Raw genomic sequence first — 12,609 nt, 5'->3', positions numbered from 1 at the left:
TGACAACCCCTGTGCACACCCCACTTCTCCGGAACCTTGTCCCAGGGAGACGAATCCGATGACCGAACAGGCGCTCCGCACCGGAAGCCACGACCTGACGCCTTCCGCAGAGTTCCAGGCCTTCATGACCCATGACTGGGCCGCCGGCCCGCTGTCCGGCGAACTCCTACTGCCCGCCGCCCGGTTCACCCCCTCCCGCCGTGCCCGGCTGTCCGCCCGCTTTCCGGGCGAGCGACTGCTGATTCCCGCGGGTGGGCTCAAGGTCCGCTCCAACGACTGCGACTACCGGTTCCGCCCGCACAGCGCGTATGCCTGGCTGACCGGACTGACCGGCGAGGACCAGTCGGGACATGTACTGGTGCTGGAGCCGTCGGGGCCGAGCGGCCACGAAGCCGTGCTGTATGTCCGGCCCCGCTCCCCGCGCGACAACGGCGAGGAGTTCTACCGGGACCGCCGCTACGGCGAGTTCTGGGTCGGCCGGCGGCCCGACCTCGGCGAGGCGGAGCGAATGACCGGTATCCGCTGCGAGCACCTGGACGCGTACCGAAAGCTGCCCCCCGGCCGCGACGCGTCACACAACGCCGAACTCGCCTCCGTGCTGAGCGAATTGCGGCTGATCAAGGACGCCTGGGAGGTGGGCCAGCTCCAGCAGGCCGTCGACCACACCGCGTCCGGTTTCGAAGACGTTGTCAGGGCGCTGCCGCGAGCGCTCTCCCATCCGCGCGGCGAGCGCTGGATCGAGGGGGTCTTCGGCCTGCGCGCCCGCGCCGAGGGAAACGGTACGGGTTACGACACCATCGCGGCATCCGGCGCGCACGCCTGCGTACTTCACTGGATACGCAACGACGGCGCGCTGGACCCGCGGAAGCTGCTGCTGCTCGATGCGGGCGTGGAGACCGACTCCCTCTACACCGCCGACATCACCCGCACCCTTCCGCTGTCCGGGCGCTTCTCGTTCCTCCAACTCCAGGTCTACGAGCTGGTGCTGGCCGCCCAGGAAGCGGGCATGGCCGCGCTCAGGCCCGGAGCGAGCTTCCGGGACTTCCACCGGGCAGGCATGCGGGTGATCGCCGAAGGACTGGCCGAGTGGGGCGTTCTGAAGAGCCCGGAGGGCGATCTGCACCGGCGCTACACCCTCTGCAGCAGCGGTCACATGCTCGGACTCGACGTCCACGACTGCGCGCAGGCCCGCGCCGACACATATCTGGACGGTGTACTGGAAGAGGGGAATGTACTCACCGTCGAGCCGGGCCTGTACTTCCAGCCGGACGACGAGACACTACCGGCCGAACTGCGCGGCATCGGAGTACGGATCGAGGACAACCTCGTGATCACCAAGGAGGGTGCACGGCTGATGTCCGGCGCGCTGCCGCGGACGCCCGACGGGATCGAGTCCTGGATGGGCGCGCTCCTCAACGGCTGACTTCCCATGGCGGGCGTCCGGCCGGTCTTCTGCGGGACCTTGGCAGAGAAAATGCCATGTGACATATTACTCCTGTGCCCACAGGAAAATCCCCGGACGTCGTCGTCATCGGGGCCGGGGTGATCGGCGCGGCCTGCGCCTACTACGCCGCCCGGTCCGGCCTCGCCGTCACCGTGATCGACCGCGGCCCCGTCGCGGGTGGCACGACCGGTGCGGGTGAAGGCAATCTGCTCGTCTCCGACAAGGAGCCCGGCCCCGAACTGGAACTGGCGTTGCTGTCCGCCGCACTGTGGCGTGAGCTCGCCGAAGTGCTCCCCCGGGAGGTCGAGTTCGAGGCCAAGGGCGGACTCGTCGTGGCCAACGACGAGAACCGGCTGACCGCGCTGAGAGAGTTCGCCGCGACGCAGTCGGCGGCCGGGGTCGAAGCCATGGACGTACCTGGCGCCTCGCTGCACGAACTGGAGCCGCACCTGGCGCGGGGACTGGCGGGAGCGGTCCACTATCCTCAGGACGCACAGGTCCAGCCCGCGCTCGCGGCGGCACATCTGCTGCACGCCTCCGGCGCCGGTGTGCGCCTCGGTGAGGAGGTCACCGGGATCCTCACAGGATCCTCGGGCGGGATTCGGGGCGTGCGGACCGCCTCCGGGGACCTGCACGCCCCGTATGTCGTCAACGCGGCGGGCACCTGGGGAAGTTCGGTGGCCGACATGGCGGGTGTTCCGCTCCCTGTCCTGCCCCGGCGGGGCTTCGTCCTCGTCACGGAGCCCGTCCCGCGCCTGGTGCGGCACAAGGTGTACGCGGCGGACTATGTGGCTGATGTGGCCAGCGGTTCGGCCGGGCTCCAGACCTCGGCCGTGGTCGAGGGCACCCCGGCGGGCCCCATCCTGATCGGAGCGAGCCGCGAACGGGTCGGCTTCGACCGTTCGCTCTCGGTGGACGCCCTGCACCGCCTGGCCGCACAGGCGACCAGCCTCTTCCCGGTACTGGCGGGCGTACGCGCGATGCGCACATACGCGGGCTTCCGCCCGTACCTGCCCGACCACCTCCCCGCCATCGGCCCCGACCCCAGGGTTCCGGGCCTCCTCCACGCCTGCGGCCACGAAGGCGCGGGCATCGGCCTGGCCCCGGCCACGGGCCTGCTCGTCACGACCGTCCTGACGGGCGGCGAACTCCCCATGGATACACACCCCTTCGCCCCGGACCGCTTCGGAGACCCGCGGTGACCGCACACGCTTCGCGGCAGGAAAGGACCAGCATGCGCACCCCCGCGGAACTCGTCCACGCAACGGCCCGGGTGTCGTTCGACATCACCATGGACGGGCACCCCGTCACCGCCCTGGCCGGGCAGTCCGTCGCCGCCGCCCTGTGGGGCGCCGGCATCCTCGCCTGGCGAACCACCCGGACCGGGAACCGTCCGCGCGGCGCGTTCTGCGGGATCGGCCAGTGCTTCGACTGCCTGGCCACCATCAACGGGCAGCCCAACCGGCGGGCCTGTCTCGTGCCGGCCCGGCCCGGGGACGCCGTCATCACACAGGAGGGGCACGGCCATGGCTGATCGGTACGACCTCGCGGTGATCGGAGCAGGGGCCGCCGGTCTCGCAGGCGCTGTGACCGCTGCCGAACTGGGGCTGCGTGTCGCCCTGCTGGATTCGCAGGCCCGGACGGGCGGACAGTTCTACCGGCACCCCGACCCCGCGCTCGGCGCCGTACGCCCCGACAGGCTGCACCACGACTGGGCGACGTTCACCCGGTTGCGGCGTCGGCTCGCACACTGCGGCGCCCACCATCTCGCCGCGCACCATGTCTGGACAGTGACCCAGGGCCAGGATCTGTGGGACGTGCATGCCGTGACCGGGGACGACGGGGACGGAGAGCGGCCCGTGCGGGTACGCGCCCGGGCAGTACTGCTCGCCACCGGGGCGTATGAGCGACAACTCCCCTTCCCCGGCTGGACCTTGCCCGGCGTCGTCGGTGCCGGCGGGGCACAGGCCATGCTCAAGGAGGGGCTGGTGCTGCCCGGCAGACGGATCGTCGTGGCCGGAAGCGGGCCCCTGCTGCTCGCCGTGGCCTCATCGCTGGCCACCGCGGGGGCGCGTGTACCGGAGGTGGTGGAGGCGTCCCGGTACCTCGGATACGCGCGCCGGCCACGCGCCCTCGGCACCAACCCGGGCAAGTTCAGGGAGGCCCTGCTCCACGGCGCGGCCCTGCTGCGCCACGGGGTCCGGGTGCGCACCGGCAGAGCGGTCACCGAAGTGCACGGTACCGACCGGGTGGAAGCCGTCACCGTCTCCCGGCTCGACCGGGACTGGCGGCCACTGCCCGGCACGGGCCGCCGGATCACCTGCGACGCCCTCGCCGTGGGGCACGGTCTCGTGCCCCGGATCGAACTCGCCACCGGCCTCGGCTGCGCCGCCCTGCGGACACCGGACGCCACCTTTGCCCTCGCCCTGGACGGGAACCTGGAGACCTCGGTGTCCGGCGTCTGGGCCGCGGGGGAGGCCGGAGGCATCGGCGGTGCCCAACTGGCGTTGACGGAGGGGGAACTGGCGGCTCGGGCGATCGCGGCACGGCTGTGCGGAGCACCGGCCGTCACCGCGGCGCTGCGCCGCCGCCGGGCCCGGATGCGCGCCTTCGCCGACGCGATGGGCGCAGCCCACGCTCCCGGTCCGGGTTGGCCCGGCTGGCTCACCGACGACACCGAGGTCTGCCGCTGCGAGGAGGTCACCGCGGGCCGGATCCGTACAGCCGTGGACGAGCTCGGTGCCCGGGACACGCGCAGTGTCAAACTCATGACGCGCGCGGGCATGGGCTGGTGCCAGGGCCGTATGTGCGGCCAGGCCGTGGCCTGCCTCGCCGGCGGAACCGAGTCCCCCGAACGCCGGCCGCTCGCCACTCCCGTCCCCCTCGGTGTACTGAGCGGGCTCGACCCCACCGACTGAACCAACTCCGCGAACCCTTGCACGCCCCGTAGGAGCCTTAATAAAATGTCACACCTCATCGAAGGGGATCCTTCATGACCTCCCACTCCTGGAGCAGCGCCCACCCGTGGCGCGGCATCATGGTCGCCACCGCCCTCCCGCTGCGCGACGACCTCTCCGTCGACTTCGACGCGTACGCCGAGCATGTCGCATGGCTCATCGCGAGCGGCTGCGACGGCGTCGTACCCAACGGCTCCCTCGGCGAGTACCAGACACTCACCGACGACGAGCGCGCCCGCGTCGTCCGCGTCGCCGTGGATGCCGCCGGTGACGGAGCCCGGGTCATGCCCGGTGTCGCCGCCTACGGCAGCACCGGGGCCCGCCGCTGGGCCGACCAGGCGGCCGAGGCCGGGGCCGGCTCGGTCCTGCTGCTGCCGCCCAACGCATACCGCGCCGAAGACCGTGCCGTACGCGCCCACTACGCGGAGGTCGCCCGGGGCGGACTGCCGGTCGTCGCGTACAACAACCCCTACGACACAAGGGTCGACCTCACCCCCGAGCTGCTCGCCCGACTGCACAGCGACGGCAGCATCGTCGCCGTGAAGGAGTTCAGCGGCGATGTCCGCCGCGCCTACCAGATCGCCGAACTCACCCCCGACCTCGACCTGTTGGCCGGCGCCGACGACGTCCTGCTCGAACTCGCCGTAGCCGGAGCCGTCGGCTGGATCGCCGGCTACCCGAACGCCTTCCCGGCCACCTGCACAGAGCTCTACCACGCCGCCGCCGCAGGCGACCTCGACATCGCACTGCCCCTCTACAAGTCCCTGCACTCACTGCTGCGCTGGGACTCCAAGGCCGAGTTCGTCCAGTCCATCAAGCTGTCCATGGACATCGCCGGCCGTCGCGGCGGGCCGGTCCGACCGCCACGTTTCCCGCTCACCGGCGCCGTCGAGGCCGCGGTGCGCGCCGCCACCGAGAAGGCCGTCGCCGACGGTCACCACTGACCACTTGGGGCCCACGCATGCGTACCCGCAATGTCTTCCATGCCGTCGACTCGCACACAGAGGGCATGCCCACCCGCGTCATCACCGGCGGCGTCGGCGTCATCCCGGGCGCCACCATGGCCGAGCGGCGGCTCCACTTCATCGAGCACCTGGACCACATCCGCACGCTTTTGATGTACGAACCCCGCGGCCACGCCTCGATGAGCGGCGCGATCCTTCAGCCGCCCACGCGTCCCGACGCCGACTACGGGGTCCTCTATATCGAGGTCTCCGGACTGCTGCCGATGTGCGGACACGGCACCATCGGCGTCGCCACCGTTCTGGTGGAGACCGGCATGGTGCCCATGACCGAGCCGGTCACCAGGGTCCGCCTCGACACCCCGGCCGGTCTGGTCTCCGTGGACGTCCACATCGAGGACGGCGCGGCACAGTCCGTCACCCTCACCAATGTGCCCGCCTTCTGCGTGGGCCTGGACCGTACGGTGGATGCGCCGGGGTACGGGAAAGTGACCTACGACCTCGCCTTCGGCGGCAACTTCTACGCCTTCGTCGAACTCGACGCGCTGGGGCTGCCCTTCGACCGGGCCCGCAAGGACGATCTGCTGGCCGCCGGGCTGGCGATCATGGAGGCCATCAACACCACCGACCGGCCGGTCCACCCGGAGCAGCCGGAAATCGGCGGGGTCAAGCACGTGTATCTCGCCGCACCCGGCTCGGACGCGCATCGATCCCGGCATGCCATGGCCATTCACCCGGGCTGGTTCGACCGTTCCCCCTGCGGGACCGGCACCTCCGCCCGGATGGCGCAACTGCACGCCCGCGGGCTGCTGCCGCTGCACCGCGACTTCGTCAACGAGTCTTTCATCGGCACCGAGTTCACCGGTCGGCTGATCGAGGAGACCACCGTGGGCGGACTGCCCGCCGTGGTGCCCACGATCACCGGCCGAGCCTGGATCACCGGCACCGCCCAGTACTTCCTCGACCCGGACGACCCCTTCCCCGGAGGTTTCCTGCTGTGACCGCCGTCGCCTCGCCGGTTCAATGCCCCGTACGCCGGCGACGACTTCCACCTGCCGCCCGGGGGCGAGGTCTCCAGCCGCGGACCGCGTGAACAGGACCACGCGCCCCGGGAGCCGGCCGCGGCCGCACTCACACCCGCGCACCTGCGAAAGCAACGTGACATTGTACCCTGGTGATCCGCGGCAGCACGGAGGGAACACCATGGGGCACCTGAAGCAGCGCAACCTCATCACGGCCCGGGAGCGGCTGCGCGACCAGGTGGCCCACGCCCTGCGGGCCGCGCTCATTTCCGGCGAACTCCGCCCGGGCGAGGTCTACTCGGCGCCGGGGCTCGCGGAGGACTTCGGCGTCTCCGCCACCCCGGTGCGTGAGGCGATGCTCGACCTGGCCCGCGAAGGCCTCGTGGAGCCTGTACGGAACAAGGGGTTCAGGGTCACCGAGGTCAATGAGCGCGACCTCGACCAGTACACCGAGATCCGCACCCTGATCGAGGTGCCGATGGTCGGCCGGATCACCCGCAGCGCCTCCCGCAAGGACCTCGAAGCGCTGCGGCCGGTGGCCGAAGAGATCGTCCGCGCCGCCCGTGAGCACAACCTCATCGGCTACCTGGAGGCCGACCGCCAGTTCCATCTCACCCTGCTCGGCCTCGCGGGCAACGAGCGTCTCGTCGAGACGGTCGGCGATCTGCGCAAGCGCTCCCGCCTCTACGGACTGACGGCCCTGGACGAGCGCGACCAGTTGCTGCCGTCCGCCGAGGAGCACCTGGAGCTCCTCGACCTGATGCTGGCCGGTGACGTCAAGGCCGCCGAAGCCTGCATGACCCGGCATCTGGGCCATGTGCGGTCCCTGTGGGCGGAGGGCCTCAAGGACACCGAGTCCGCCGCAGCGCGCCGCCCCCGGCGGAAGTCCGCCGCAGCGGGCTGACACGGCATGCCCGAACGGGCCCTGCCCGGAACGGCCCGACTCCTACGTGTTGATCTACTTGGTCTCGGACCAGGACGATCCGGTGGGCCATGAGGCCTCCCCGGCCCACCTCGCACACCACCTGACCGGCGGACACTGCCCCCGGCTCGCGGTCGCCGCAGCCCCCTGGTGACTCGGCTCGCCCGGACCCGGGCTCAGCGCCAGGGAATGTTCCGCCACGGGCTGCCCTCGTTCTCCGTCAGGAGACGGTGGGCGACGACATTCTGCTGGTAGAACGAGCCGTACTCCTCGTCGTCGAAGCGCAGCACCCTCCCCAGCGCGTACGCCGCGGAGAAGTCTTCCCACGAGTGGTAGGCCGATTTACTCAGCGCTCCTGCGTACACGATCGCCTGCTCGGCCTCGTGCGGATTGCAGAACCGGGCCGACAGCCCCCAGCGGGCCAGGTTCACGGCACGCCCGTAGTCGTAGGCGACCGTGGTGGTGACCCTGCCGTCCGGCGCCAGCAGCCCGTCGGCGCGGAACCGGGCCTCGTAGCGGATGATGCGTCGCACGAGCTCCTCGATGTTCTGGACCGTGCCCTGGCCCGCTCCGATGTCCTGGGCGTGCCCTGCGGCGGTCTCGCGCCACAGCTCGGCCGACGGCGGCTCGCCGAGACCGGCCCGTAGGTCTTCGCGCACCCGGAGGGCGAAGTCGGGTTCCGGCGGGCTGTTGCGTGCGTCCAGAAGGAAGTTCAACTGCCGCTGCCAGCCGGTGCGTTCAGTGATGCCCCAGGATTCGCGCAGCGATTCGAGCTCCTGGGAGTACTCGTTGTAGGCCGTGCCGACCTCGTTCCACGGCACGCCGTTCCCGATCGCCAGATGCACGCCGCAGGCCAGACCGTAGGCGAGCGGCCCGTACAGCGCGCCGTGCCGCAGCGCGATCAGCCGGTCTCCGTCCGGCTGGTCGTTCTCCGCGTAGTACCGGAGCCACATCGCGCGGTGTTGCGGCGTGGCGGGGAGGAGAATCTGGGCCCGAGTGCCGGTGTTGACCGCCAGCAGCTGCCGCGGATCCCGCCACTCGAACTCGGCGATCCACTTGAGGGAGACGCCGTGGAACACCCATTCGGGGTGCCACGGCGGCAGCATCCCGCGGGTGAGCACCGGCTTGCAGCTCCGCCCCGCCTCGTCCCGGTGCGAACGCCAGAGAACCATGTCGGGTTCCGCGTCGACCTCGGCCTTCGGTGCGCCTATATAGAGCTCCGCGCCGGCCAGCACCCGTAGCTGCGCCTCTACGTCGCCTCGCATCCCCGCCTCGTACAGTCGATGCTCGGTCTCGGACGGGGACACCCAAGGGGCACCGTACGCGGGGTTGTTGGGGTAGTGCGGCAGGCTGGGCTGGTTCATGACCATGGAATGTTCCGGTAGGGGCTCGTGGGGTCCTGGGTGAGGATGCGGTGTTGGGCAAGCGACTCCTGGTACTTGGCCCCGGAGTCGTCGTCCTCGTCGAAGTGGATCAGCCGGGTCAGCGCGTAACCGAGAGAGAATTCCGTCCAGGATCCGTACGCCTGCCGCGCCAGTTCAGCGATCCGCAGCACGGCCTGCTCAGCCTCGAGCGGATCGCAGTAACGGGCGCCCAGCGCCAGCCGTACGACATTGACCGCACGCCCGTAGTCAAAGGCTGCCAGGGTGTCGATCCGCTCGTCGGCCGCGAGTACGCCGTCGGCCCGGAACCGGTCTTCGTACCGGACGATGCGTCGCAGCCACTCACCGGCCTCCTCCATCTCCGAGCCGGACGCGCGGCGTTGGGTCAGCCTCCCGGTGACGCCGTCGGACCATTCCTCGTGCGAGGGCGCCCGCTTCAGCTGCCTGACGAGACCGCGCCGGGTCTGCAGTACGAACTCAGGGGTGCGGCCGATCAGCCGGGTGGCCATCAGCGAGTCGAGCTTCCGCTGGTAGCCGACTCGATTGCCGACGCACCACGGATTGCGAAGCCGTGCGATGTCCGTCTCGTAGTCCTCGTAGGCGGCGCCGAGTTGATTCCAGACGAGGCCGTTGTGCACGGCGAGGTGGGCGCCGAGGGCCAAGCCGTGCGCGACCGGTCCGTGCAGCTGACCGCCGCTGTGCGTGAGCAGTCGGCCCCCCTGCTGGCCGGCCGACTTCGCGTCGGCCTTCAGCCACGCCTTGCGGTGCGTCGGCCGGGCCGGCACGGCGGCCGCATACGGCGTGCCCAGATTGACCCCGAGCCACCACTTGTTGTCCGGCCAGATTCTCGCGAGTTCGGCGAGCGTGGTCTGCCGGAACACCCAGTCCGGATGCCAGGGCGGCAGCATGCCGGGCGTCAGAACGGGGACGCATGTCCGGCCCGTCGCACGATCGTGCTGCGACGGGAGCGGGACGGTGAGGCCGGGAGTATCGGCGTGGAGCCGGGCGACGAGCAGATAGAGCCGGCTGCGGGAGAGCGTGTCGAGCACCGCCTCCCCGTCGTCGCGCCTTTTCGCCTCGTGCAGCAGCCGTTCGGCCTCTGTCGGCGCCGCCCAGCCGGTACTTGCCCCCGTTGTCACGGTCCGATCCTACGAAACCGGGTCGGGGCCGCTGTGCGGCAGGTATCGCGGATACCGCGGGTGAGCGGCTGCCCATCGGCCATTGCGGAGCTCACGAAGTGCATCCGGGGCCGCAACCTGCGGTGACCGCGGGTTACCGGGTGAGGACCGAGCGGAATCAATTGACCTCAACGTTGGTTGAGGTCATAACGTTCTGGGTGCGCCCCTGGCCATGTCGGCCGACGGGAACCGCGTCGGCCCACCAGATTCCGGAGGCACCCCTTGGACATGGAAGTCACCGCGTGGACATCGCTGCACAGCGCGATGAACGCCCAGCAGGACCGAAGGCCCTTTTCCCGGGCCACCCTGCGCCGTATCGCGGCCTTCGCCCGGCCGCACCGCCGGCAGCTGTACCGCTTCCTGCTGCTCAGCGTGGTCACGGCCCTGCTCGCCGTGGCCACACCCGTGCTGGCAGGACGCGTCGTCGACGCGATCGTCAAGGGCCAGGAAACCGGCACGGTCATCCGGCTCGCACTGCTGATCGCCGTCATCGCCGTCGCCGAGGCGGTGCTCGGTCTGCTCACCCGCTGGCTGTCGGCCACCCTCGGCGAGGGGCTGATCCTCGATCTCCGCACGGCAGTCTTCGACCATGTCCAGCGGATGCCGGTGGCCTTCTTCACCCGCACCCGCACCGGCGCGCTCGTCAGCCGGCTCAACAACGACGTCATCGGGGCCCAGCGGGCCTTCAGCAACACTTTGTCCGGCGTCGTCTCCAACCTCGTCACCCTGCTGCTGACGCTCGCCGTGATGCTCAGCATCTCCTGGCAGATCACGCTGCTCGCCCTCGTCCTGCTGCCGGTGTTCGTCGTCCCCGCCCGCCGGATGGGCTCCCGCATGGCCAAGATGCAGCGCGAGGCGGCCAACCACAACGCCGCCATGGGCACCCAGATGACCGAACGCTTCTCCGCCCCCGGCGCGACCCTCGTCAAACTCTTCGGGCGGCCCGCCGACGAGTCCGCCGAATTCGCCGCCCGCGCCCGCCGGGTGCGCGACATCGGTATCCGTACCGCCATGGCCCAGTCGGTCTTCATCACCGCCCTCACCCTGGTGTCCGCCCTGGCCCTCGCCCTGGTCTACGGACTCGGCGGCTATTACGCACTGCGCGGCAGCCTGGACCCGGGAGCCGTCGTGGCCCTCGCCCTGCTCCTCACCCGCCTCTACGCCCCGCTGACCGCACTGGCCGGCGCGCGCGTCGAGGTGATGAGCGCCCTGGTCAGTTTCGAGCGGGTCTTCGAGATCCTCGACCTGAAACCGCTGATCGCCGAGAAGCCCGACGCCTGCCGGGTGCCGGACGGGCCGGTGTCCGTGGAGTTCGACGGGGTCCGCTTCGGCTACCCCTCCGCCGACAAGGTCTCCCTCGCCTCCCTCGAGGAGGTCGCCACCCTCGACTCCCGCGCCGGCACGGAGGTTCTGAACGGCATCTCCTTCCGCGCCGAACCCGGCCAGATGGTCGCGCTGGTCGGCTCCTCCGGAGCAGGCAAGTCCACGATCGCACAGCTCGTTCCGCGGCTGTACGACACCGACACCGGTTCCGTACGGCTGAACGGCATCGACGTACGCGACCTGACCTCGGACTCGATCCGCGAGACGATCGGCATGGTCACCCAGGACGGACACCTCTTCCACGAATCCGTCCGCGCCAACCTGCTCCTCGCCCGGCCCGACGCCACCGAGAGCGACATCTGGGACGCCCTGCACCGGTCCCGCCTGAGCGGGCTGGTGACCTCACTGCCCGACGGGCTGGACACCGTCGTCGGCGAGCGCGGCTACCGGCTCTCGGGCGGCGAGCGGCAACGCCTGACCATCGCCCGGCTGTTGCTGGCCCGCCAGCGAGTCGTCATCCTCGACGAAGCGACGGCCCACCTCGACTCCACCTCCGAGGCGGCCGTCCAGGAGGCTCTGGGCGAGGCTCTGGAGGGCCGTACCGCCGTGGTGATCGCCCACCGGCTCTCGACCATTCGGGCCGCTGACCTGATCCTGGTCGTGGAGGACGGCCGCATCGTCGAACGCGGAACCCACACCGAACTCCTGGCCGCCGGAGGCCGATACGAGGAGCTGCATCGCACCCAGTTCCGACGCCCGGGAGCGGATGAAGCACACCCCGTCCACTGACCCACCGCACCGGCACGCGGTCCGCCGCCCGGCTGTCCCCGTATCCGCCACGTCGGCAACCGACCGCGCCCCACCAACGACGGTGCGGACGATGCCGGTTGCGGCGGGTCCGCAGTACCCGGACTCCGGTTGGGCGGCTCCGCGGAATTCGTCTCGCTCACGTCCGGGCAGACAGGACCGCTCTCACATGGACACGTCACTGGACCTGACACTGCCGCAGATCGTCTTCTGGAGTGTTTCCGGGGTCAGAGGCACGAAAAGCCGGCTGCTGCGACAGCTCCCGCCGGAAACCCGACGGTGCCGCATCCGGTCCACCCAGGCCCCGGCAGGCAGGCCGATGAGGAGGAAGGCGGCAGTGCTGAGGGTGGCCAGGAGCCCGACGTGGCCGGTGCTCGCGTCGAGTGCGGACATGGCGATCATCGGAACGGCGACATAGCCGATGTTGGTGCCCAACTGGCTGAGCGCGGTGGCCATGAACAGCGCGCGGAAGTCTGCTGTCCGCCAGAGGTTCTGTGTTGGCATGACCGGTACGGTGCCCGGCGGCCAGGTCTCGTGCCAGTGATTTAGCCCCCTGCCGGATTTCGGCGCGGGCGTGGCACCGGATGGGTGCCACGCCCCTGCGGGCTCAGC

Annotated in this window: 11 protein-coding genes; 8 read left to right on the top strand and 3 right to left on the bottom strand. The window is 70.5% G+C overall.

The features are described 5' to 3' along the window. Positions 1–58 precede the first annotated feature (58 nt). The 7 genes from OG966_RS37325 (at position 59) to OG966_RS37295 (ending at position 7,289) form a co-directional block, all read left to right on the top strand. Positions 59–1,423, top strand: a complete 1,365-nt coding sequence (locus tag OG966_RS37325; protein WP_326654526.1) for an aminopeptidase P family protein — start codon at positions 59–61, stop codon at positions 1,421–1,423. Between the two features lie 74 nt (positions 1,424–1,497). Further along, entirely contained in the window at positions 1,498–2,646 is a 1,149-nt protein-coding gene (locus OG966_RS37320; RefSeq protein ID WP_326654525.1) for an NAD(P)/FAD-dependent oxidoreductase, read from the top strand. 32 nt (positions 2,647–2,678) lie between these two features. After that, positions 2,679–2,978, top strand: coding sequence for a (2Fe-2S)-binding protein (locus OG966_RS37315; RefSeq protein WP_326654524.1), 300 nt, complete (start codon positions 2,679–2,681; stop codon positions 2,976–2,978). Then, positions 2,971–4,362: an FAD/NAD(P)-dependent oxidoreductase gene (locus OG966_RS37310; protein ID WP_326654523.1), complete on the top strand. Its 1,392-nt coding sequence runs from the start codon at positions 2,971–2,973 to the stop codon at positions 4,360–4,362. Before OG966_RS37315 ends, OG966_RS37310 begins: the two co-directional genes overlap by 8 nt. 74 nt (positions 4,363–4,436) lie before the next feature. Next, positions 4,437–5,345 (top strand): dihydrodipicolinate synthase family protein, encoded by a 909-nt coding sequence (locus OG966_RS37305; protein ID WP_326654522.1) that lies wholly within the window; start codon positions 4,437–4,439, stop codon positions 5,343–5,345. Positions 5,346–5,362: 17 nt separating this feature from the next. Next, positions 5,363–6,364, top strand: coding sequence for a proline racemase family protein (locus OG966_RS37300; protein ID WP_326654521.1), 1,002 nt, complete (start codon positions 5,363–5,365; stop codon positions 6,362–6,364). Between the two features lie 202 nt (positions 6,365–6,566). Continuing rightward, entirely contained in the window at positions 6,567–7,289 is a 723-nt protein-coding gene (locus OG966_RS37295) for a GntR family transcriptional regulator (RefSeq protein ID WP_326654520.1), read from the top strand. Positions 7,290–7,483: 194 nt separating this feature from the next. Here the strand turns inward: OG966_RS37295 and OG966_RS37290 are convergent, their stop codons facing one another. Together OG966_RS37290 and OG966_RS37285 are read right to left on the bottom strand one after the other, a co-directional pair. Continuing rightward, a complete protein-coding gene (locus tag OG966_RS37290; RefSeq protein ID WP_406730331.1) occupies positions 7,484–8,677 on the bottom strand; it encodes a DUF1266 domain-containing protein in 1,194 nt (397 codons plus the stop codon). Then, entirely contained in the window at positions 8,668–9,828 is a 1,161-nt protein-coding gene (locus OG966_RS37285; RefSeq protein WP_326654518.1) for a DUF1266 domain-containing protein, read from the bottom strand. Before OG966_RS37285 ends, OG966_RS37290 begins: the two co-directional genes overlap by 10 nt. A gap of 261 nt (positions 9,829–10,089) precedes the next feature. Between OG966_RS37285 and OG966_RS37280 the strand changes: the two genes are divergently transcribed. Then, entirely contained in the window at positions 10,090–11,979 is a 1,890-nt protein-coding gene (locus OG966_RS37280) for an ABC transporter ATP-binding protein (protein WP_326654517.1), read from the top strand. Between the two features lie 183 nt (positions 11,980–12,162). Here OG966_RS37280 and OG966_RS37275 read toward each other — a convergent pair whose 3' ends face one another. Continuing rightward, positions 12,163–12,501 (bottom strand): hypothetical protein, encoded by a 339-nt coding sequence (locus tag OG966_RS37275; RefSeq protein ID WP_326654516.1) that lies wholly within the window; start codon positions 12,499–12,501, stop codon positions 12,163–12,165. Between the last annotated feature and the right edge of the window lie 108 nt (positions 12,502–12,609).

The sequence above is a fragment of the Streptomyces sp. NBC_01750 genome, from assembly GCF_035918095.1.
Taxonomy (GTDB): domain Bacteria; phylum Actinomycetota; class Actinomycetes; order Streptomycetales; family Streptomycetaceae; genus Streptomyces.
Note: the sequence above shows the minus strand (reverse complement) of the source record. Positions and strands in the feature narration are given on the sequence as shown.

Excerpts from the sequence above, each read along its gene's own strand:
- OG966_RS37305 (WP_326654522.1), top strand. The coding sequence starts at position 4,437 with ATGACCTCCCACTCCTGGAGCAGCGCCCACCCGTGGCGCGGCATCATG.
- OG966_RS37315 (WP_326654524.1), top strand. The coding sequence starts at position 2,679 with ATGCGCACCCCCGCGGAACTCGTCCACGCAACGGCCCGGGTGTCGTTC.
- OG966_RS37300 (WP_326654521.1), top strand. The coding sequence starts at position 5,363 with ATGCGTACCCGCAATGTCTTCCATGCCGTCGACTCGCACACAGAGGGC.
- OG966_RS37275 (WP_326654516.1), bottom strand. The coding sequence starts at position 12,501 with ATGCCAACACAGAACCTCTGGCGGACAGCAGACTTCCGCGCGCTGTTC.
- OG966_RS37325 (WP_326654526.1), top strand. The coding sequence starts at position 59 with ATGACCGAACAGGCGCTCCGCACCGGAAGCCACGACCTGACGCCTTCC.
- OG966_RS37295 (WP_326654520.1), top strand. The coding sequence starts at position 6,567 with ATGGGGCACCTGAAGCAGCGCAACCTCATCACGGCCCGGGAGCGGCTG.
- OG966_RS37310 (WP_326654523.1), top strand. The coding sequence starts at position 2,971 with ATGGCTGATCGGTACGACCTCGCGGTGATCGGAGCAGGGGCCGCCGGT.
- OG966_RS37290 (WP_406730331.1), bottom strand. The coding sequence starts at position 8,677 with ATGGTCATGAACCAGCCCAGCCTGCCGCACTACCCCAACAACCCCGCG.